This is a genomic window from Streptomyces sp. NPDC057474, assembly GCF_042802555.1.
Taxonomy (GTDB): Bacteria; Actinomycetota; Actinomycetes; order Streptomycetales; family Streptomycetaceae; genus Streptomyces.
Genome location: NZ_JBHVDX010000085.1, coordinates 18,632 through 38,763 on the forward strand (window position 1 = coordinate 18,632; position 20,132 = coordinate 38,763).

The window sequence follows — 20,132 nt, forward strand, 5'->3', positions numbered from 1 at the left end:
GCATGAACAACTCGGTTACGAACACTGCCCGGTTGCTCTGGGCCGGCCTGCGCGCTCTCCTCGTGCTCACCGTGGTGACGGGCATCCTCTACCCGCTCGCCATCACCGGTGTCGCCCAGGCCCTGTTCAACGACAAGGCGAACGGCTCGGAGATCAAGGCGGACGGCAAGGTCGTCGGCTCCTCCCTGATCGGGCAGACGTACAACCTGCCGTTGAAGAAGGGGCAGGAGACCCCGGAGCCCGATCTGAAGTGGTTCCAGGGCCGCCCGCAGAACGGTCTGGGCAGCAACAGCGTCAACATGCAGTACAAGTTGATCCTGTCCGGCGCCACGAACCGTTCCGGTGACAACGCCGACCTGATCAAGTGGGTCAAGGACGCCAAGGCCGCGGTCATCAAGGACAACTCGGTGGCCGGCCACATGGTCATGCCGTCCGACGTACCCGCCGACGCGGTCACCTCCTCCGGCTCCGGCCTGGATCCCGACATCTCCCCGGAGTACGCCGACATCCAGGTCCACCGGATCGCGGAAAAGAACGGCCTGACCGTCGCCCAGGTCCAGAAGCTCGTCGACGACCACATCGCGGGACGCACCCTCGGCTTCATCGGCGAGCCCCGGGTGAACGTCCTCGAACTCAACATCGCGCTCAAGGAACTCGTGGCGAAGGGCTGATGGCCTGACGTGCAGTACGCGGGAGTTGGCGGACGGGGCAGCACGCCTTTCGTCAACTCCCGCAGCCGTGACGCTTGTTCCGCACGAAACTCCGGCTCTCCGCACAACAGGAAAGGCGTACACCGATGACCCGGGTACTGGTGGTGGAGGACGATCCTCAGCTCGTCCGGGCCCTCGTGATCAACCTTCAGGCCCGCCAGTACGGAGTGGACCCGGCGCCCGACGGTGCCACCGCGCTCCGCCTCGCCGCCGCACGCCAGCCCGATGTGGTCGTCCTCGACCTGGGACTGCCCGACATGGACGGCGTGGACGTCATCAAGGCCCTGCGCGGCTGGACCCGCGTACCGATCCTCGTACTCTCCGCGCGCCGCGCCTCAGAGGAGAAGGTCGCCGCGCTCGACGCCGGAGCCGACGACTACATCACCAAGCCGTTCAGCATGGACGAACTCCTCGCCCGGCTCCGGGCCGCTGTCCGCCGTACCGAGGACGTACCGCTCGAACCCGGGACGTCACTCGTCGAGACGGACAGCTTCACCATCGACCTGCTCGCGAAGAGGGCCACGCGTGCCGACCGCGACGTACGGCTCACTCCGACCGAATGGCACCTGCTGGAGATCCTGGTCACCAATCCCGGGCGCCTGGTCAGTCAGCGTCAGCTGTTGCAGGAGGTGTGGGGCGTTTCGCAGAGCAACAAGACCAACTATTTGCGGGTGTACATGGCGCAGCTCCGTCGGAAACTGGAGGCGGACCCCTCCCACCCCCGCTATCTGATCACCGAGCCCGGCATGGGCTACCGCTTCGAGGGATGACATGGCACGCGGCAAGCTTCGGATCTACCTCGGCGCGGCACCGGGCGTCGGCAAGACGTTCGCCATGCTCTCCGAGGCGCACCGCCGTACCGAGCGGGGCACGGACTGTGTGGTGGCGTTCGTCGAGCATCACGCCCGGCCGCGTACGGAGGTGATGCTGCACGGTCTGGAGCAGATCGCGCGGAAGGAGCTGGAGTACCGGGACGCGGTCTTCACCGAGATGGACGTGGACGCCGTACTCGCCCGGCAGCCGCACGTGGCTCTCGTGGACGAGCTGGCCCACACCAATGTGCCCGGCTCCCGCAACGAGAAGCGCTGGCAGGATGTGGAGGAGCTGCTCGCGGCCGGGATCGACGTGGTATCGACCGTCAACATCCAGCACCTGGAGTCGCTCGGAGATGTCGTCGAGTCGATAACGGGCGTACGGCAGCGCGAGACCGTCCCCGACGAGGTGGTGCGGCGGGCGGACCAGATAGAGCTGGTGGACATGTCGCCGCAGGCGCTGCGGCGACGGATGGCGCACGGCAACATCTACCAGCCCGACAAGGTGGATGCCGCGCTGTCGAACTACTTCCGGCCCGGCAACCTGACCGCGCTACGGGAGCTGGCGCTGCTGTGGGTGGCGGACCGGGTCGACGAGTACCTCAACGCGTACCGCAGCGAGCACCGGGTGTCGACGATCTGGGGTTCGCGCGAGCGGATCGTCGTCGGGCTGACCGGTGGCCCCGAGGGGCGGACGCTGATCCGGCGGGCGGCGCGGCTGGCGGAGAAGGGGGCCGGCGGCGAGGTACTGGCCGTGTACATCTCCCGCAGCGACGGCCTGACGTCGGCCTCGCCCAAGGAACTGGCAGTCCAGCGCACCCTCGTGGAGGACCTGGGCGGGACGTTCCACCAGGTCGTGGGAGAGGACGTCCCGGTGGCGCTGCTGGCCTTCGCGCGCGGGGTCAACGCCACGCAGATCGTGCTCGGTGTCTCGCGGCGCAGGGGCTGGCAGTACGTGTTCGGGCCGGGTGTCGGCGCGACCGTCGCCCGGGACTCAGGGCCCGACCTGGACGTCCATCTGATCACACACGACGAGGCGGGCAAGGGACGTGGACTGCCTGTGGCCCGTGGGGCCAGACTCGGCCGCTCCCGGATCATCTGGGGTTGGCTGACCGGTGTGGTCGGCCCGGCGCTCCTCACCCTGCTCCTGACCAACATCGACGTGGAGCTGGGCCTCTCCAACGACATGCTGCTGTACCTGACGCTCACGGTGACCGCCGCTCTGCTCGGCGGCCTGTACCCCGCGCTGGCCTCCGCAGCCTTCGGCTCCCTGCTCCTCAACTACTACTTCACCCCACCACTGCACCAGCTGACGATCGCCGACCCCAAGAACATCGTCGCCATCGTCATCTTCGGGGCCGTGGCGGTCTCCGTCGCCTCCGTGGTGGACCTGGCCGCTCGACGTACGCATCAAGCGGCCCGGCTGCGCGCCGAGTCCGAGATCCTGTCCTTCCTCGCAGGCAACGTGTTGCGCGGCGAGACCGGCCTGGAGGCCCTGCTGGAAAGGGTCCGCGAAACCTTCGGCATGGAGTCCGTCGCCCTGCTGGAACGAGCGGGCGATGTCGAGCCGTGGACCTGCGCGGGCAGCGTGGGCCCACGACCCTGTCAGAACCCCGAGGACGCGGACGTCGACGTAGCGGTCGGCGACCACATGGCGCTCGCGATGACCGGCCGCGTGCTGCCCGCCGAGGACCGCCGGGTGCTGGCCGCGTTCGCCGCCCAGGCCGCCGTCGTACTGGACCGACAGCGCCTCCAGCAGGAGGCCGACCAGGCCAAGGAACTGGCCGAGGGCAACCGCATCCGAACCGCGCTGCTCGCCGCCGTCAGCCACGACCTGCGCACCCCGCTCGCCGGGATCAAGGCGTCGGTGTCGTCCCTGCGCTCGGACGACGTCGAATGGTCGCAGGAGGACCAGGCCGAACTCCTGGAGGCGATCGAGGAAGGCGCCGACCGCCTCGACCACCTGGTCGGCAACCTCCTCGACATGTCCCGCCTGCAGACCGGCACCGTCGCCCCGCTGATCCGGGAGATCGACCTCGACGAGGTGGTGCCGATGGCGCTCGTCGGCGTCTTGGACGACACCGTGGAGCTGGACGTTCCCGAAACCCTGCCGATGGTCGCCGTGGACAAGGGGCTGCTGGAACGCGCCGTCGCGAACGTCGTCGAGAACGCCGTCAAGTACAGCCCCGAGAACACCCAGGTACTGGTCTCCGCCAGCGTCATCGCCGACCGGGTCGAGGTACGGGTGGTGGACCGCGGGCCCGGCGTCCCCGACGAGGCGAAGGAACGCATCTTCGAGCCCTTCCAGCGCTACGGCGACTCCCCGCGCGGGTCCGGCGTGGGGCTGGGCCTCGCGGTGGCGCGCGGCTTCGCCGAGGCGATGGGCGGCACCCTCGACGCCGAGGACACTCCCGGCGGCGGCCTCACCATGGTGCTCAGCCTGCCGACGGCACCAGGTCGCCCGCCGTCACCGTCTACGCGTGGAATCAGTCAGGGCGCCGCGAACTACGGGGCGAATGTTGTCTGATCCGGGCCGTGGTCAAGGCCGTACGGGCCGTTGATCGCACTGCTCAACCGGGTCAGCAACGCGCTGGTGCGACTGTGCAAGGTCACCTCGCGCGACGAGTTGACCTCCGTCCACAACCGCGAACAGCTGACCCACCTTGTCGAGGAGTCGCAGAGGCTGGGCCCGATCAGCGAGGCCGGCTCCGCGCTGATCACCCGCTCGCTGGCCCACCCCGGGGCCCCGGTGCGCGACCTCGCGGTCCCGCCGCCGAGATCACCGCGGTCGACAGCGACGCCGATGCCGACGACATCCTGTGCACCGCTGCGCACCGCTGCGCACCGCCGCTGACCACGACCGCCCCCGGCTGCTGGTCCGCGAGAACGGCGCGGAGTCAGCCGCCCCGGGAATGCTCCAGCCGGTAGGTGTGGCCAGGGGGAAGGTCGCCTCCTGTGTCGTGCCTGTAGGCAGCCTGGGCCTTCTCGCTAGCCTGACGATCGCCGATCTTCACCAGGGCCGACTTCACCTGATGGGTCGCGGGGGTTTGGCGTTTCTGACCCTCGGGAGCGGAGGCGGGAGCGGGGAACGGAGCGTCGGCCTCGACGTCCTCATGGACGTGCTGCCCCTTGGCGACGGTGAGGGCCAAGCCGGCCGCGAAGGCCGCGGCGGTGATGATGGCCTTCTTGTTGTTCTTGAAGAGGGCCTTCGCCCTCTCGGCGACGGAGGCGGTCTGGCCGTCCTCGGAGGTGGCCTGACTGGGCACGGGGGCGCCCTGGTTGTCGACCTCGGGAGTCTCGGTGGAATCGTTCACCCGCACAGAACTACCGGACCCGCCCCTCGACTGTCAGGCCATTACCCGACATTGCCCAATCAAGTTCAGGTAACGCCGATTTGCCCGCCCCAGAGGGGCTGATCAGGGCGCTCTCGGACAGGACCGGCTACAGCGGCGGGGTCATGCGGGTTCTCCTTCGGGTCCAGGAGGCGGGTGGCCGAGTAGAGGCGGGCCCAGCAGAGGCGGACAGAGACGTGGTCGGTGAGAAGGGCGAAGACGCCCGCCATGTCGGCGAGTCCGCAGCAGCACGGGAACAGCAGGCTCGGCCCCCGCAGGGAGCCCCGGTACGGCCTCGCCATCTCAGTTCGACGGCGCAGTCGACCGGTGCGGCGGGGTCCGGAACTACACAGTCGGCTGGTCCCCGCGGACCGGGTGTCCGATGCTGTTCACCGCCCTTCGCCGCCAGGAGGCCGGTATCAACTGGGCCCTGTACACCGACGTGACAGGTAGGGGCCCACCACGGTGTGGACGAGCCAGCCCGCTGCCGCACCGACTGCGTACCAGAACAGGTCGGGTGGATTGAAGGTGGAACCGAGCACGAGGCGGGTGACGGCGCTGCGCTGGGAGAGCTCCGCCGTCACCTCGCTGAGCTGCAGAAACTCGACCCCCCAACTGACGGCCAGTGCGCTTCCGGCGGCCGTCAGGGGCGTCACTCGTGGCGCCACCAGAACGACAAGGGCGAGAAGCAGGACGGTGTACAGCGCGTCTCCGCCGTACTTGGCCAGGCTTCCCGCGGCCACCGCCCGGAGTCCCAGCCCCGCGCCGACGGTCACCACCGCGGCCCCGGCCGCCGCCAGGCGGATCCGTGCCGGTTCGACGGCGCGGTCATTGGTTCCGGGGATGAGGGCCACAGGGGCATACTGCCGGACATCCGGTGCTCGCGGCGGAACACACCGCAGGCCGGACAGGAACATCCGGACGTCGCCCGTTGGTTCGGTATGGGTATGGGCGCGGGTGGTGGTGGCGAGGTGTTGGTGATGGCCGCGCAGAGCCGAGGGCCGGTGATCTCTCCTCCCTTACGCAGTACGAGTGAATGAGCCGATAGTTCAGTTCGGAGCAGGTGGCGAGTCTTCTACGGTCTCTGTATGAATCCGGGGGCTGCAGGAAAGGCCCTGCGGACGGGGGACCGGTGGAAAGGCGCGCCTGATGTCGGGGTTGGGGAAGTCGCCGGACGTGCTCAGGGTCCGGGCGGGCCGCTGCCATCGGAACGTGGCGTGGGCCTGGGGCGCGGTGGGCGTGGCCTGTCTCGTGGGAACAGCGCTGACTTTCAGCGGGCCGTGGATGGCCGGGAGCGTGGCAGCGCGGATGGTGGCTTTCGGGCCGTCCACCGCTTGCTGGGGGTTGGCGGCCTCCCTGGTGCTCCGTGCGTGGGGGGCGAGTGGACGGGTGCGGACGCGTCTGCTGCTGTTGGCGGGGTCGGCGGTAGCCGGGGGTGTGTACCGGGGGGCGGTCAACGTGCTGTCGGCTCACCCTCCGGGTTCGGGACGGGACGAGCGATCGCTGCTCGGTTCGGTGGTGGTCACCGGAGTGACGCTGGCGGTTGGCCTGGGCATGGCCGGTCTGGTGGTCGCGGCCGATGCCGGTAAAGGCCGGCACGTGTTGCTGCGGCGCGTGCTTGACGGGGTCGTCACAGCCGGGGCCGTGTTCATGACGGGATGGGTACTGCTGCGGGGGGCCAGTGACGGCTGGCGGCTGGGGACAGGCATGGTCGGTGTCCTCTGGACCGCGGAGGTCGTGTTCCTCAGTTTTCTGTTCGCCCTGCGCCGTGTCGTACGGAGCGACCAGAGAGTCACCTTGTGGGTTGGGATCGTCGGACTGTCCCTCACGCTGATCGGCGACACCCTGCGACTGTGGACGGTCGGCACGCACAGCCCCGAGGCGATGTCCTGTCAACTGGTCGACACCTGCAATACCGCGGGCATACTGGTGGTCGCTGTCGGCCCTTGGGTGCCGGGTGGGGCGAGCGTCCTGGGCACTGCTCAGCCGACGTTGCGATGGGGGATAGAGGGTGCGGCGGCGTTCATTCCCCTGACGGTCTGCACGGTCACGGCGCTGGGATATGTATTGGCTCCTCCTGCCCGCGACCCGGTGCCGCTGTTGGTCGGTGGGATGGCGCTGCTGAGCCTGTGGGCACGCCAGACGTTCCTGCCGAGCGAGAACACCAGAAACGACGACTGAGTCCTCATGCGGCTGTCCTCCCTGCTGCGGACGCTTTCGCTCGTGTCCCTGGCTAGAGGAGGAGGGCGAGGGCAGGGCGCAATGCGCGGCGCGGGCCGGCGATCTCCGGTGAGGTTCCCGCGTGCAGGCGACTTGCGCGACAGCAAGGGCTGGGCCGGTGGCCGACCACCAGAGCCAGACCGACCTGGGGTTGCGGTCGCCACGGAGGTGATCGACCTGGAGACGGACGACCGTGCCTTCGATGACCGGCAGCTCTCCTTCGGGGAAGTCGGCCCAGGCCGGGCGCCGGAGCCGCAGTGGGTGCAGACGGTCCCAGGCAGTGGCGACGGCCTTCCCATGGTCGACGAGCTGCCGGCGGGCGGACTGCCGGACATGGAGCACCGCGAGCCGCTGCAGGTGACGGTCGTCGATCTTGCTGCCGGGCCGCTCCCACGGCATCACCGAGGTCATCACCGGTCCCGATAATTGGCCGTGAGGGTCTGCAGCGGTTGGCCGCTGTGGCCCGGCGGTTGCGGGGCCGGCTGAGTGACGAGGGGAACAGGTCGTCATGCGAGACGACAGTGACGTCGGCCCCAGAGAACGATTCCGGTGGTGCCGGACGGGCAGGTGTGGGCGGCGCTGCCGGAGGTGAACCGGCAGGCGGTGTCAGGGCAGTTGGTGCGGCTGGCGAGCCGCGCCTTGTCGGCCGCCGCGACGGTGAGTGAGCATCATGCACGCCCGCAGACACGCACGCGACTAAGAACGACTCATCCAGCACTCCGAGTCGCTGATCACCTGGGCTGCGATCACGCTCATGACCAGGCGCATCACCCGCCGAACCTCGCGCAGAGTTGGGCAATCGGCATCTCGCGAAGCGCAACGAGACTGATCATTCTGAAGGTGGCGGTCACCACCGCCACCCACTGTCCGGTCCGGGGTCATATCGGGCCCAGCACCTCTCGGGGCACGGCTGCCAGCTCCAGGGTTTCGAGCACAGTGAGCAGTTGCCGCTCCTCGTAGCGGAAGTGGTTCTCCATGATCGCGGCGATGCCTTCGAGGTGCTGGTCAAGCTCCTCAGGCGGCGCGGCCCGGTCGACCGCGGTACGGAGGCTGCCGATCAGGTGGGCGATCATCGAGTGATCCTGCTCGAGCGAGCGCAGCACCGGGCGCAGCTCCGGATGCGCAGCTGCGATGGCCGGGAACAGAGTGCGGTCTTCGCCCTGATGGTGGCCGTCGAGAGCCGTGCAGAAGCCATGGCAATACAGCAGCAGTTCACGGGTGGCTGCCTCACCGGGGGTGCCGTCGGCGAGGGAGGCGCGGGTCACGGACAGCGCTTCCCGTAGTCGGCGGTGCACCCGACGGAGTTCTTGGCTCCAGGCGACGAGCCTGGTCGTCTCGCGCTCAGTCACGCGAGAGCGAAGGGTGCGACAACTGCATCGTCGGCCTCCTTCGATCCGGCGCCTCCATGCCTGACACGGTCTGCCACCGGCACGCGACGCTTCCCACACACTACCGCGCCTGTTACCCCGCCGACACCACCGCCGTCCCGCACGCCGAGCGTGACCGCGTAACACCTGACAAGCGCCATCGTGCGCTGTGGGAGCCGCACCATCCTGCCGCTCCGGCAGCCACCACCTGCTCAGGCCTTTCCATCCGCCCGGTTCAGAAACAGGCACCGATCGTGACTCTGCCGGGGATCTTGAAGATTCCCGGTGCGCTGGCATGATCAGCGGGGATGCTCGGGTCTGTTTCGAAGACCGATGCAGTCGTCGAGGTCTCAGTTGTCGCTCGGTCCCCGCTCCGGTGAGCAAGTCCCGTCTCTGACCGCGCAGATCGCGCGGGCGAGCAACCCGGGCGGCACGACGGCGATGTGGGTGAGAGATCGGCTGGACGGGCTGGGGTGCGACGAGGACTTCGCGGGCTGGTACCCGCGCGACTGACGCCCCGGCATCTCGCCCGCCCCGTGACCACCGTCTGCGTGCTGCAGTTCCTGCTCAGTCTGTAGGACCGTCAGGCAGCGGAAGCGGTCCGCTGCCGCACCGCTTTCAAGTACGCCCCGGCCATGGAAACTCTCACCCACCGGGGGTGCTGCGGTGAGCATTGCCGGACTCCGGGTTGAGGACATGCCCTTTCTGGAGCCCGGCGGCCCGGCCACTGTTCGTCTCGTTCCCTCTCACCGGAAGCACGTCGAAACCGGCCAACGGATCAGCATGCACGAGGACCGGACCGTGGCCGGCACCGCAGTCGTGCTGGAGATTCACCTCCCTACCACCGCCATGCCATGCCCAGATGACGCCGACTCTCCCAGACCTCTCGCTGGTGCAGATATCTCCGTAGTTGTGGAGCACTCACGGGAGTACGCCGACAGGGGGGCGGGTGGCCTGTCAATCCAGCAGCGGTGCGACCGTGGCCCGCAGTTCCTCGATGTCCTGGTATCGCACGCCGGCCGCCTGGGCTGCGGCGACATGGCCAGCGGTGTCATCGGCGAACAGGCAGCGCTTGAGATCGGCTCCGACACGCTGGGCGGTTATGTCGAAGACCCGTCGGTCGGGCTTGGCCACCCCGATCCGGGCCGTGTTGATCACTGCGTCGAACGCCTCGTCCAGTCCGATCGCGGCCAGATACGCCCAGCGGAACCCCGTGCCTTGATGCCCTCAGCGCACGGGCGGCATATGACCATCACGCGTGACGGTCGTGAACCGGCCACTGCCGATGCCAGGTGTCTGTGTGGCGCGCCGGTTCCTGATCGAATATCGGCGATGAAGGAGAGGTAAGTGATCACCGAAGGGGGCGGCTCCCGGCCGGCTGCAAGTGCGCCCCCGAGGGAAGGGCCCACTGCTGCGACGCAGAAACGTTTGCGTATTACGCCCCTCAAGGGAAGCGAACCCTGCTGGCGCGGAATCACCGATTTGCACTCCGAAGTCGGATCCCTTGCTCTGTCGTCGGCATGTTCGCCCCGCCGCCCGTCCGGAGTGAAAGGGAAAGTTTCACATCGACACGCCGGCCCGGGCTAGGACGATCGGCTGTGGCGCAGCGTGGCCCGGAGCCCTGGCTTGGGTGGGCCTGGCGTGCCCGCGTCGTCGACAGACGTTGGTCTTCGGAGCCGGGAAGGGCGCTATGCATTTCACTCCTCACGAGCAGGAACGCCTGCTGGTCCATGTGGCGGCCGGTGTGGCGCGGCAGCGCAGAGAGCAGGGAATCAAGCTGAACTACCCGGAGGTGGTGGCGCTGCTCACCGCCTACGTCTACGACCAGGCGCGGATCGGCCGGAGTGTCGGCGAGATCATGGTCTCGGGGCGGGGGGTCCTGACCCGGGACGACGTCATGGACGGTGTCCCGGAGATGATCGAGAACGTACAGGTCGAGACGACGTTTCCGGACGGCACGAAGCTGGTGACGATCCACGACCCGTTTGACGAACCACGCGTGGACATCGAACTCCACCCGGGCAAAGTCGATTTCGTCGACGAGGCAGTGCCTTTGAATTCAGGGCTGGACGTCACCGAGATCGAGGTGCGCAACCCGACCGACCGGCCGGTGCAGGTCGGGTCGCACTACCACTTCTATGAGGCCAACGAAGGGCTCGCCTTCGAGCGGGCGTTGGCGTACGGCAAGCGGCTCAACGTCGCGGCCGGCACGTCCGAACGGTTCGAGCCGGGTGATTGCCGCACGGTGGAGTTGGTGCGCATCGAGGGTCAGCGGGCGGTGCTGGGGCTGCGCGGGCTGGTCGGTGGGCGACTGCTGGACCAGGCCCCGGACGGCCGCGACGGTGAGGGAGCGGATGACCGTGGCTGAGCGGAAGAGCAAGAGGACCACCGAGCGCGAGAAGTACGTAGACCTGTTCGGTCCGACGACCGGGGACGAGATCCGGCTGGCGGACACCGCGCTGAGTATCAAGGTCACCGACGACTGGTCAGGCGGTCTCAGCAAGGATCTGGTGCACGCTCTGCCGGTTCCTACGCCCGAGAAGGAGGACGATGCCGACCGCCAGGGCGAGGACAAGAGCAAGGTCAGCCCGCTGGTGAGCAGGAGCGGGCACGAGGTGGTCTTCGGCGGCGGCAAGGTGATCCGTGAGTCGATGGGCCAATCGGCGACGCCACGCGGCGATGGCGAGGGCGGTCCTGCGGACACGGTGATCACCGGCGTGGTGATCCTGGATCACTGGGGCGTGGTCAAGGCGGACGTCGCGATTCGGGACGGGAGGATCACCGCCCTCGGTAAGGCGTACAACCCGGAGACCATGGACACCATCCACGCGGGCCGGACGGACGGGCCGACGGACTTCGTGATCGGCCCGGAGACCGAGGTGATTTCGGGCAAGGGCCGAATTCTGACCGCGGGCGGGGTGGACACCCACGTCCATTTCATCTGCCCGGAGCAGGTCGGTGAGGCACTCGCGTCCGGGGTGACGACCTTGATCGGCGGTGGCACCGGGCCGGCCGAGGGGTCCACCGCGACCACGGTGACTCCAGGCAAGTGGCACGTCGAGCGGCTCTTCAAGGCGCTCGACGGGTTCCCGGTGAATATCGGGGTGCTGGGCAAGGGCAGCACCATGTCCCGCGAGTCGCTGCTCAACCAGGTGAAGGCCGGTGTGATCGGCTTCAAGATCCACGAGGACTGGGGCGCCACCCCGGCGGTCATCGACACCTGTCTGAAGGTGTGCGAGGGCAGGAACAGCCCGGAGGACGACGACCGGACGGACGGCCTCGTCAGCAACAGCGTGCAACTTGCCCTGCACGCGGACTCGCTGAACGAGGCGGGCTTCGTGGAGAGCACCAAGGCCGCGTTCAAGGACCGCCCCCTGCACATCTTCCACATCGAGGGCGCCGGTGGCGGCCACGCGCCTGACATGATCACCCTGTGCGGGGAGGAGAACGTCCTGCCCGCGTCCACCAACCCGACGCGTCCCCTGACGGTCAACACCGTCAAGGAGCACATCGACATGATGATGGTCTGCCACCACCTCAACCCGGAGCTGGAGGCCGACCGACTCTTCGCCGACTCCCGGGTGCGGCCCTCGACGATGGCAGCCGAGGATCTGCTGCACGACATGGGCGCCATCTCGATCATGTCGTCCGACGCGCAGGCCATGGGCCGCATCGGCGAGATGATCATGCGGACCTGACAGACCGCCCACGTGATGAAGACCCGCTACGGCCAGCTGCGCGAAGGCACCGCCGATCAGCACAAACAGCAGCGGCGAGAGGCGGACAACTTCCGCGCCCGCCGCTACGTCGCCAAGTACACGATCAACCCGGCCATCGCCCACGGCGCGGACGACCTGATCGGCTCCGTGGAGAGGGGCAAGCTGGCGGACCTGGTGCTGTGGGAGCCGAAGTTCTTCGGCGTGAAGCCGCACCTCGTCCTCAAGGGCGGGCAGATCGCCTACGCGCAGGTCGGTGACGCCAACGCATCCATCCCGACGCCGCAGCCCGTCCTGCCCCGCCCGATGTGGGGCGCCACAGGAAGCGCGCCAGGCGCAAACTCGGTCATTTTCGTCAGCCCCCAGGCGACGGTCACCGCGCAGGAACTCGGCATCAGCAAGTCCCTGTACCGGATCAAGGACACCCGTCAGGTGTTCAAACGGCACATGATCCTCAACGACGCCACGCCGGACATCCGGGTCGACCCGAACACCTACGAGGTCTTCATCGAGGACGTCTGCATCACCGAACTGCGCCGTCAGAAGGAGGAACAGGCGCAGGCCGACGAGGAGCTGTGCCCCCAGCGGCCCGCCCCCACGCACTACGCAGCGGAACTACCCATGGCTCAGCGGTACTTCATTTTCTGACCGTCCGGCGGACGACAGGGGGGCGGCCCGGCAGGCCGGACGTCACCCGTCCCCTCTCTTTCCGCCGCGCCCTGGAAAGGCATGGTTGCCCGTCCATGAGCCGTACCGCTCTCCTCGTCCTAGCCGACGGCCGTTTCCCGGCAGGAGGCCACGCGCATTCCGGCGGCGTCGAGGCCGCCGTCGCGAACCGCGCTGTCCGCGATCCCGCCACCCTCTACGCGTTCTGCCGTGGCCGCCTGCACACCGCGGGCCTCACCGCCGCCTCCCTGGCAGCCTCGGCCGCCGCCGGATGCGACCCGCTCGTCCTGGACGAGGCCGCCGACGCCCGCACGCCCTCCCCGGCTGTGCGGATCACGGCCCGCAAGCTGGGCCGCCAGATGCTGCGCGCGGCCCGCGCGACCTGGCCGTGCGAAGCGCTGGAGAAACTCGCACGCGCTCTGCCGGGCGGCGCCCACCAGCCCGTGGTGCTCGGCATCGCCGCCCACGCGGCCGGCCTCACCGCGTTGGACGCCGCACATGCCACGGCCTTCGACAGCATCGGAGCCCCCGCCAGCGCGGCCGTGCGGCTGCTCGGCCTCGACCCGTTCGACGCCACTGCGGTCCTGGCCCGTCTCTGCGACGACGTCGACGCCGTGGCCCGCCGGGCCGCCGACGTCGCCGCTCGCGTCGCCGACGAGGGAGTCGGTGTCCTGCCGGCCGCGTCTTCCCCGCTGCTCGACATCACCGCCGAACAGCACGCCGCCTGGTCAATGCGCCTGTTCGCCTCCTAACCGCGAACCCGGACTCTTACCGAACCAGAAGGAGCTCACGCCCGTGCACCTCGACCACACGCACCACGGCCCCGGCGCCGTTTCCGCTGACGCCCACCGCCCGGACGGCAACCGCCGCGCCCTCAGGATCGGCCTCGGCGGTCCGGTCGGCTCCGGCAAGACCGCCACCGTCGCCGCCCTCTGCCGCACCCTGCGCGACCGGTACTCGCTCGCCGTCGTCACCAACGACATCTACACCCGCGAGGACGCCGAGTTCCTGCTCCGCGAAGCCGTCCTGCCCCCCGAGCGGATCACCGCCGTGGAGACCGGAGCCTGCCCGCACACCGCGATCCGCGACGACATCTCCGCCAACCTGGAAGCCGTAGAAGAGCTTGAAGGCCGCCTCGGCCCCCTCGATCTGATCCTCGTCGAGTCCGGCGGCGACAACCTCACCGCCACCTTCTCCAAGGGCCTCGTCGACACACAGATCTTCGTCATCGACGTCTCCAGCGGCGACGACATCCCCCGCAAGGGCGGCCCTGGCATCACCACCGCCGACCTCCTCGTCGTCAACAAGACCGACCTCGCCCCCTACGTCGGCGCCGACCTCCGCACCATGGCCTGTGACGCGCGCCGGCGGCGCGGCGACCTCCCCGTCGTCTTCACCTCCCTCACCAGCGACGACGGCGTCGGGCCCGTCGGCGACTGGGTGCTGGAACGCCTCACCGCCTGGCGCAACGAGACCGCGCGGCCCGAACCCGCCGTCACCGCGCACTGATCCGTTACGCCCCGGCAGGAGACATGAGCACGCTCTCCGAAGACCTCACGCCCCGCCCTGCGGCCCTCCCGGCCGGATCCGGCGTCGTGGCAACCGCCCGGGTACGGGCCGGCCACAACGGCCACGTCACCACCCTCCCGCTGCTCAGCAGCGACGGCCCCTTCCACCTCCAAAGGCTCCGCCCCCGTGGCGGCATGGCCCGTGTCGACGTCATCGGCGCCATGAGCGGCCCCCTCGGCGGCGACCGGCTCGCCCTCCATGCCGACGCCGGCCCGCACGCCCGCCTCCAGATCACGGCAGCCGCCTCCACCATCGCGCTGCGCGGCCCCACCGACGCCCCCGCCACCTACGACATCCACCTGACCGTCGGCGACGACGCCACCCTGCACTGGCTGCCGCAGCCCCTGATCAGCACCGCCGGCAGCAACCTCCGCCAGACCTTCACCGTCGAACTCGCCCCCACCGCCCGCCTCGTCCTGAGGGACGAACAGATCCTCGGCCGCACCAATGAGACCAGCGGCAACCTGACCACCCGCCTGACCGTGCTCCGCGCCGGCCGCCCCCTTCTCGACCAGCACACCTCCTACGGCGACCCCCACCCCGCCTGGGACGGCCCAGCCGTCATGGGTTCGCATCGCGCCTGCGGCCAACTCCTCGTCGTCGCCCCCTCCCTCGCCCCGGCGGCCCACCCACCGGTCCTCCTCGGCGATCCCGACACCCCAGCCCACGGTGCGCTGGCCCCCCTGGCCGGCCCGGCACTCCTCGCCACGGCGGTCGCCGACACCGCCACCCAGCTGCGATACCTCCTCGACGAGGCACTGCGACGAACGCTCACCCCATAGCGAGGAGCGTGCCCCATAGCGAAGACCGTGGCCATCCGCCCGTCAGTTCAGCGGCCCGTGGCCCCGCTCAGTCTCCGGTGCCGCTGTCGTTCTTGTTGGGCCTTGGCGGCCAGGTAGGGGCGGCGGCCCGCCCGGGTGCGAGGTAGGAGGCGACTGAGCCGGCGTCAGCTGCGCACACGGGCGTCCGCCGGCATGCGCGAACATCGCGGTTCGGATGTCGCCGCGTCCGCTGCCACTGAGGTTCCCGACTTGCATTGGTCGTAGCGGAGCGCGGTCGGGTTGGCCGCTCGTAGTGTTTCCGTAGGACGCTGGGTCGGATGGCTCGTGAGGTTCCTGCCGCCCGTTGGGGCCGGCCCGCTCGGGGTGTGCCGCCGGCCCGGTGTCCGGCCACGGGTTGAAGGCCGATGGCCACCGCACCGGCTGGACGCAGGACGAGATCGACACCGGGGTCCAAGGTCGATCTGTACGCGGCGATTCCGCTGCGATGCCCGGGCTGGGATGTCGAGCCGGGCCGTGCGGCGCAAGTACGGGTGGGCTTCCGGACGCTGAAGGCACAGACCGGCACCGACTGCTGCCGCCTGGCCCTCACTCAGGCCCGGCCGGCGGCACGGAACGTCGTCGGCTGACCTCACCCGGCCGACCGGGAGGTGATGCCGTCTTGCCCCGCACGCGAGGGTCCCGACGGCCTCCCGCTATTGGTGCGATGACTTTGAGCCAGTCCTCGACGGCGACGACATCTGCCCACTGCGGGAACAGCTTTTCGGTGTCGTCGCGGCGCGCTCCGTGACCGGCACTCCGACAGAGACATGGAGTACCACGGACGACCCCGGTGGATACTCGATCCCGGTGACGAGCAACAGGTATCCATCGGCGGGTAGTTCGCTGTCCAGGGATTCGAGGGGCAGGGCCGCGCAGTCGACGGTGAGCAGCAGAGGCTCTCTCCCCTCGGGCCAGCCCACCCCCTCCGGCAACAAGGGAAGCCCGCCTGCGCGTGCGGCCGGCCGGGCGTTCTCCCGCCGGGCCGGGGGTAGTTCCTCGTACGGCACCAGATAGAGGCATGGGCGGGAACGAGCCATCATCTCCTGCGCCACAGTGCCCGGGACGCCGAGCTCGTCAGCTGTGTCGTGAAGGAGCCGCTCGTCGATCAAAGCCATGCCCGATCGTGCCACGGGCCACTGACAAGCGGGCGCGCCCGGTGACCGCGTGAAGCTCCCTCGATGGCGGTGATTCGCGCGCTCGCCGACGCTCTCAGCCTCGCCCCCCCGGAGCGCAACCGCCCGCCGTAACGGGCTTTCCGACCTTCCTGTTCACCGTCGCCCTGATCTCGACAGTGGGCTTCTGGCTGCTGGTCGTGGTGGGTGCGGCCGATGCCGAGAGTTTCGTTGAGGACGTGGATCTCGGTTCCTGGGGTTTGAGCGGGGTGCCGGTCGCCGTCGGGTTCTCGCTGGTGACGGCCTCGGCCTGGGGCGGAAGTCCCGGCGCGACCTTTCTGCTGGAACCAGTCGCCCCCTCCGGGCTGCCGCGTGCGCTGGCCAGCCTCACCGTTCTGATCGCCGCGCCCCTGGCCGCGTGGCGGCTCACCCGTCCGCTCGTACGGCTACTGCATCGTCTCTTCCCCGATGAACCCGGGCCGTTCCGGGACGACTTCGTCGGCCTGACCCACGCCGTCCGCGCAGGGCGGAGGGACGACGGGTCCGGCCGGGCCGAGGCGGTCGTCCGGGACGGCCGTCACGACGAGGTGTTCGACGCGCGCGGTCGAGCCGCCTGAGCCAGGCGGCTCGACCCACCAAGGCCCCCGTCGGCCTTCTGCCTTTCGACTTCCGGAGCCCGTGCCGCTGCCCTTCGTCCAGGGGAGGAGGGGGTTAGACGTGACCAGTTCGCGCAGACAGCGACGATCCCCGCCTAACGGGTTTCTCTTGGCTGTGTGGCTGGGAGAGCGACACGAAGGCGACGACGACCAGAGAACCCGGCGATCGAGGCCCTGCTCGCAGAGGGCCTGGCCACCGACGAGGTGAACCGTGTTCTGCCTTCCGTGAGCGGCAGCCGCATCGCCTGCCGAGTTCCACCTACGGCGTGTTCGGTGCCTTGCCGGCCAGGTAGACGGTGTTGGTCGAGGTGCCGCCTTGCAGGGGGTTGTCGAAGACGACGACATGGGCCGCTGCGCGTGCGAAGACTTCGGTGAGTGCGGAGGTGAACAGGTCGTCAGGCGGGTCGTTGGACCACAGGGCGAACACCCCGCCGGGGTGGAGGTGAGCGGCGAGAGCGCGGAGCCCGGCGGGCTGGTAGAGCGACGCGTGGCGCGGGTGGAGCACATGGCGCGGTGAATGGTCGACGTCCAGCAGGATGGCGTGGAAGCGACGGCCCGGCTCCTCGGGGTCCAGACCTCGAGGGTCGGCGGCCAGCGCGAAGAAGTCGCCGTGGACCAGGCGGCAGCGGTCGTCCGACGTGAGCCGGGCTCCGAGGGGCACCAGGTGCCGTTGGTGCCAGTCGATGACTTCGGCGAGCGCGTCGATCACGGTCAGCGAGCGGACCCGGGGGTCGTCCAGGGCCGCCTGGGCGGTGTAGCCGAGTCCGAGTCCGCCGACGGCTACGTCCAGTCCGGTGTCCGGCAGTTTCGCCAGGGCGAGTTCGGCGAGCGCGATCTCGCCGGTGGTGAAGAGGCTGGACATCAGGAACTCGTCGCCGAGTTTCACCTCGTACACGTCGTCTCCCGAGACCGGGTGGCGGCGTCGGCGCAGACTGATCTCGCCCATCGGCGTGGGTTGCCAGTCGATCTCCTCCAAGCGCAGGCTCATCCTTCACCTTTCTGACGTTTGTGGATGCACGGGGCTGTTGCCGGTGCGGCGACGCATGCTCGGCCGCGGTGTGGGAGGGGGGAGTTGGGGCGGCGGCCCGGTCAGGCGTCGATGATGACGGGGATGATCAGCGGCCTGCGGCGGTGGGTGCGGAAGGCCCAGTTGGCCACGGCGCGGGCGACGAGCTGTTCGAGCTGGTGGGCGTCGCCGACGCCTTCCTCGGCGGCGGTGGCCAGCGTCTTCTCGATGACGGGGATGACCGGCTCGAAGGTGGTCTCGTCGTGGACGAAGCCGCGAGCCAGGAAGTCGGGGGCCTCGGCCAGGGCGCCGGTGTCGGCATCGACGATCGCCACGACCGTGATGACGCCCTCCTGGGCGAGGGTGACCCGGTCCTTGAGGGACGCTTCGGTGGCGCCGCCGACTTCCATGCCGTCCACGTAGACGTTGCCCGCGGGCACTTTGCCGGTGATGGAGGCGCGGCCGTCGACGAGGTCGACGACGACACCGTCCTCGGCGATGACGACCCGGTCGGGGTCGACGCCGGTGCGGATGGCGAGGTCGGCGTTGGCCCGCAGGTGACGGAACTCGCCGTGCACGGGCATGACGTTGCGGGGTCGGACGATGTTGTAGCAGTAGACGAGTTCGCCGGCGCTGGCGTGGCCGGAGACGTGCACCTTCGCGTTGCCCTTGTGGACGACGTTGGCGCCCCACCGGGTCAGGCCGTTGATCACCCGGTAGATGGCGTTCTCGTTGCCGGGGATGAGGGAGCTGGCGAGCAGGACGGTGTCGCCCTTGCCGATCCGGATCTGGTGGTCGCGGTTGGCCATCCGGGACAGGGCGGCCATCGGTTCGCCCTGGGATCCGGTGCACACCAGGGTGATCTGGTGGGCGGGGAGCTTCTCCAGCTCCTTGGTGTTCACGATCAGGTTGGGCGGGACCTTGAGGTAGCCCAGGTCGCGGGCGATGCCCATGTTGCGGACCATGGAGCGGCCCACGAAGGCCACCTTGCGGCCGTGCTGGTGGGCGGCGTCCAGGACCTGCTGGATGCGGTGCACGTGGCTGGCGAAGCTGGAGACGATGACCCGCCGCGGTGCGGTGCGCATCACCTGTTCGATCGCGGGGTTCAGTTCGCGTTCGGAGGTGGTGAAGCCGGGGACCTCGGCATTGGTCGAGTCGGTGAGGAACAGGTCCACGCCCTCCTCGCCGAGGCGGGCGAAGGCGCGCAGATCGGTGATGCGGTCGTCCAGGGGGAACTGGTCCATCTTGAAGTCACCGGTGTGCAGCACCATCCCGGCTCCGGTGCGCAGGGCCACCGCGAGGCTGTCCGGGATGGAGTGGTTGACGGCTACGAACTCGCAGTCGAAGGGGCCGAAGCCGCGCCGGTCGCCCTCGCGCACGCGCACCGTGCGAGGCCTGATCCCGTGCTCCTTGAGCTTGGCCTCGATGAAGGCGAGGGTGAGCTTGGAGCCGACGAGGGGGATGTCCGCCCGCTCCCGCAGGAGATAGGGCACGCCGCCGATGTGGTCTTCGTGGCCGTGGGTGAGGACGACGGCGACGATGTCGTCGAGGCGGTCCCGGATGGAGGTGAAGTCGGGCAGGATCACGTCCACGCCGGGCTGGTTCTCCTCCGGGAACAGCACACCGCAGTCCACGATCAGCAGCTTGCCGGCATGCTCGAACACGGTCATGTTGCGGCCGATTTCGCCCAGGCCACCCAGGGCGGTGACCCTCAGCCCTCCGTCAGGGAGCGGCGGGGCGGCTTTGAGTTCGGGGTGCGGATGGCTCATACCCCCACGTTATCGAAGAGTGTGCCGTGCTGATCCACTGCCTGCACGGTCGATGCGAGGCGCGGTGCGCTGCCGGGCGCCTCGGCATGGCCGGAGGGAGAGAGACAGGGAGCGGTGAAGGTGGTGGTTCTCGCCGCCGGTGGGCCGCACCCCGGGTGTGCTGGAGAAGATCTGCCCCGTGTCGTGATGACCGGCCTCGGCGGCTCCTTGGTGCGCCTCGACGCCGGTCCACTCCGTGTACAGCAGGACGCGGCTGCCGTCGGCGCTGTGCAGGACATGTCCTAGATGATCTATTCCAAGGGGTCAGTGATCGTAGGCGATCAGTGAGCGTAGGACGGTTTGTCCGGTCGCGTCGTTGTGCCAGATCGCGGCGGTC

General features: G+C 69.2%; 18 protein-coding genes and 2 pseudogenes. 14 read left to right on the forward strand and 6 right to left on the reverse strand.

The genetic code is table 11. The features are described 5' to 3' along the window. The first annotated feature begins 2 nt into the window (after positions 1-2). The 4 genes from ACFU53_RS23640 (at position 3) to ACFU53_RS23655 (ending at position 4,376) form a co-directional block, all read left to right on the forward strand. The gene (locus ACFU53_RS23640; protein WP_383995714.1) at positions 3-671 is read left to right on the forward strand and encodes a potassium-transporting ATPase subunit C; all 669 of its coding nucleotides are present in this window, start codon (positions 3-5) and stop codon (positions 669-671) included. A 125-nt stretch (positions 672-796) separates the two neighbouring features. Next, positions 797-1,480, forward strand: coding sequence for a response regulator (locus ACFU53_RS23645; RefSeq protein WP_383995717.1), 684 nt, complete (start codon positions 797-799; stop codon positions 1,478-1,480). Position 1,481: 1 nt separating this feature from the next. Next, on the forward strand, positions 1,482-4,049 hold the full coding sequence (locus ACFU53_RS23650; RefSeq protein ID WP_383995720.1) for an ATP-binding protein: 2,568 nt from the start codon (positions 1,482-1,484) through the stop codon (positions 4,047-4,049). Between the two features lie 30 nt (positions 4,050-4,079). Next, a complete protein-coding gene (locus ACFU53_RS23655) occupies positions 4,080-4,376 on the forward strand; it encodes a hypothetical protein (RefSeq protein WP_383995723.1) in 297 nt (98 codons plus the stop codon). 43 nt (positions 4,377-4,419) lie between these two features. On the opposite strand, the gene ACFU53_RS23660 is transcribed toward ACFU53_RS23655, so the two are convergent. Both ACFU53_RS23660 and ACFU53_RS23665 read right to left on the reverse strand, forming a co-directional pair. Beyond that, a complete protein-coding gene (locus ACFU53_RS23660) occupies positions 4,420-4,836 on the reverse strand; it encodes a hypothetical protein (protein WP_383995726.1) in 417 nt (138 codons plus the stop codon). A 437-nt stretch (positions 4,837-5,273) separates the two neighbouring features. Next, positions 5,274-5,708 (reverse strand): DUF2809 domain-containing protein, encoded by a 435-nt coding sequence (locus ACFU53_RS23665; RefSeq protein WP_383995729.1) that lies wholly within the window; start codon positions 5,706-5,708, stop codon positions 5,274-5,276. A 661-nt stretch (positions 5,709-6,369) separates the two neighbouring features. On the opposite strand from ACFU53_RS23665, the gene ACFU53_RS23670 reads away from it, so the two are divergent. The 3 genes and pseudogenes from ACFU53_RS23670 to ACFU53_RS23680 all read left to right on the forward strand — a co-directional run. Further along, a complete protein-coding gene (locus ACFU53_RS23670; RefSeq protein ID WP_383995732.1) occupies positions 6,370-7,035 on the forward strand; it encodes a hypothetical protein in 666 nt (221 codons plus the stop codon). Between the two features lie 207 nt (positions 7,036-7,242). Continuing rightward, positions 7,243-7,500, forward strand: a complete 258-nt coding sequence (locus ACFU53_RS23675) for a hypothetical protein (protein WP_383995735.1) — start codon at positions 7,243-7,245, stop codon at positions 7,498-7,500. A 241-nt stretch (positions 7,501-7,741) separates the two neighbouring features. Further along, positions 7,742-7,849: pseudogene (locus tag ACFU53_RS23680) on the forward strand (IS5/IS1182 family transposase); the annotation flags it as partial. Positions 7,850-7,952: 103 nt separating this feature from the next. Here ACFU53_RS23680 and ACFU53_RS23685 read toward each other — a convergent pair. Beyond that, complete coding sequence (locus tag ACFU53_RS23685; protein WP_383995738.1) at positions 7,953-8,423, reverse strand: hemerythrin domain-containing protein; 471 nt, start codon at positions 8,421-8,423, stop codon at positions 7,953-7,955. Positions 8,424-8,795: 372 nt separating this feature from the next. On the opposite strand from ACFU53_RS23685, the gene ACFU53_RS23690 reads away from it, so the two are divergent. Continuing rightward, a complete protein-coding gene (locus ACFU53_RS23690; protein ID WP_383995741.1) occupies positions 8,796-8,954 on the forward strand; it encodes a hypothetical protein in 159 nt (52 codons plus the stop codon). 444 nt (positions 8,955-9,398) lie between these two features. Here the strand turns inward: ACFU53_RS23690 and ACFU53_RS23695 are convergent, their stop codons facing one another. Further along, on the reverse strand, positions 9,399-9,635 hold the full coding sequence (locus ACFU53_RS23695; RefSeq protein WP_383995770.1) for an HAD-IA family hydrolase: 237 nt from the start codon (positions 9,633-9,635) through the stop codon (positions 9,399-9,401). A gap of 496 nt (positions 9,636-10,131) precedes the next feature. On the opposite strand from ACFU53_RS23695, the gene ACFU53_RS23700 reads away from it, so the two are divergent. From ACFU53_RS23700 to ACFU53_RS23725, 6 genes and pseudogenes are all read left to right on the forward strand, one after another. Further along, positions 10,132-10,809: an urease subunit gamma gene (locus tag ACFU53_RS23700; protein ID WP_383995744.1), complete on the forward strand. Its 678-nt coding sequence runs from the start codon at positions 10,132-10,134 to the stop codon at positions 10,807-10,809. Beyond that, positions 10,796-12,805 (forward strand): annotated as a pseudogene (ureC, locus tag ACFU53_RS23705) (urease subunit alpha). Before ACFU53_RS23700 ends, ureC begins: the two are co-directional and overlap by 14 nt. A gap of 95 nt (positions 12,806-12,900) precedes the next feature. Next, positions 12,901-13,575, forward strand: a complete 675-nt coding sequence (locus tag ACFU53_RS23710) for an urease accessory protein UreF (RefSeq protein ID WP_383995747.1) — start codon at positions 12,901-12,903, stop codon at positions 13,573-13,575. A gap of 43 nt (positions 13,576-13,618) precedes the next feature. Continuing rightward, on the forward strand, positions 13,619-14,332 hold the full coding sequence (gene ureG, locus ACFU53_RS23715; RefSeq protein WP_383995750.1) for an urease accessory protein UreG: 714 nt from the start codon (positions 13,619-13,621) through the stop codon (positions 14,330-14,332). Between the two features lie 23 nt (positions 14,333-14,355). Beyond that, entirely contained in the window at positions 14,356-15,174 is an 819-nt protein-coding gene (locus ACFU53_RS23720) for an urease accessory protein UreD (RefSeq protein ID WP_383995753.1), read from the forward strand. Positions 15,175-16,504: 1,330 nt separating this feature from the next. After that, positions 16,505-16,942, forward strand: coding sequence for a hypothetical protein (locus ACFU53_RS23725; RefSeq protein ID WP_383995756.1), 438 nt, complete (start codon positions 16,505-16,507; stop codon positions 16,940-16,942). A gap of 298 nt (positions 16,943-17,240) precedes the next feature. Here ACFU53_RS23725 and ACFU53_RS23730 read toward each other — a convergent pair whose 3' ends face one another. After that, positions 17,241-17,969 carry a spermidine synthase gene (locus tag ACFU53_RS23730; RefSeq protein ID WP_383995758.1) on the reverse strand — a complete coding sequence of 243 codons (729 nt, stop codon included), beginning with the start codon at positions 17,967-17,969 and terminating at the stop codon, positions 17,241-17,243. Positions 17,970-18,070: 101 nt separating this feature from the next. Next, positions 18,071-19,756 (reverse strand): ribonuclease J, encoded by a 1,686-nt coding sequence (locus ACFU53_RS23735; protein ID WP_383995761.1) that lies wholly within the window; start codon positions 19,754-19,756, stop codon positions 18,071-18,073. Positions 19,757-20,132: the final 376 nt, after the last annotated feature.

Coding starts and splice junctions, on each gene's coding strand:
- ACFU53_RS23645 (WP_383995717.1), top strand. CDS start 797: ATGACCCGGGTACTGGTGGTGGAGGACGATCCTCAGCTCGTCCGGGCC.
- ACFU53_RS23700 (WP_383995744.1), top strand. CDS start 10,132: ATGCATTTCACTCCTCACGAGCAGGAACGCCTGCTGGTCCATGTGGCG.
- ACFU53_RS23730 (WP_383995758.1), bottom strand. CDS start 17,969: ATGAGCCTGCGCTTGGAGGAGATCGACTGGCAACCCACGCCGATGGGC.
- ACFU53_RS23650 (WP_383995720.1), top strand. CDS start 1,482: ATGGCACGCGGCAAGCTTCGGATCTACCTCGGCGCGGCACCGGGCGTC.
- ACFU53_RS23720 (WP_383995753.1), top strand. CDS start 14,356: ATGAGCACGCTCTCCGAAGACCTCACGCCCCGCCCTGCGGCCCTCCCG.
- ACFU53_RS23640 (WP_383995714.1), top strand. CDS start 3: ATGAACAACTCGGTTACGAACACTGCCCGGTTGCTCTGGGCCGGCCTG.
- ACFU53_RS23735 (WP_383995761.1), bottom strand. CDS start 19,756: ATGAGCCATCCGCACCCCGAACTCAAAGCCGCCCCGCCGCTCCCTGAC.
- ACFU53_RS23710 (WP_383995747.1), top strand. CDS start 12,901: ATGAGCCGTACCGCTCTCCTCGTCCTAGCCGACGGCCGTTTCCCGGCA.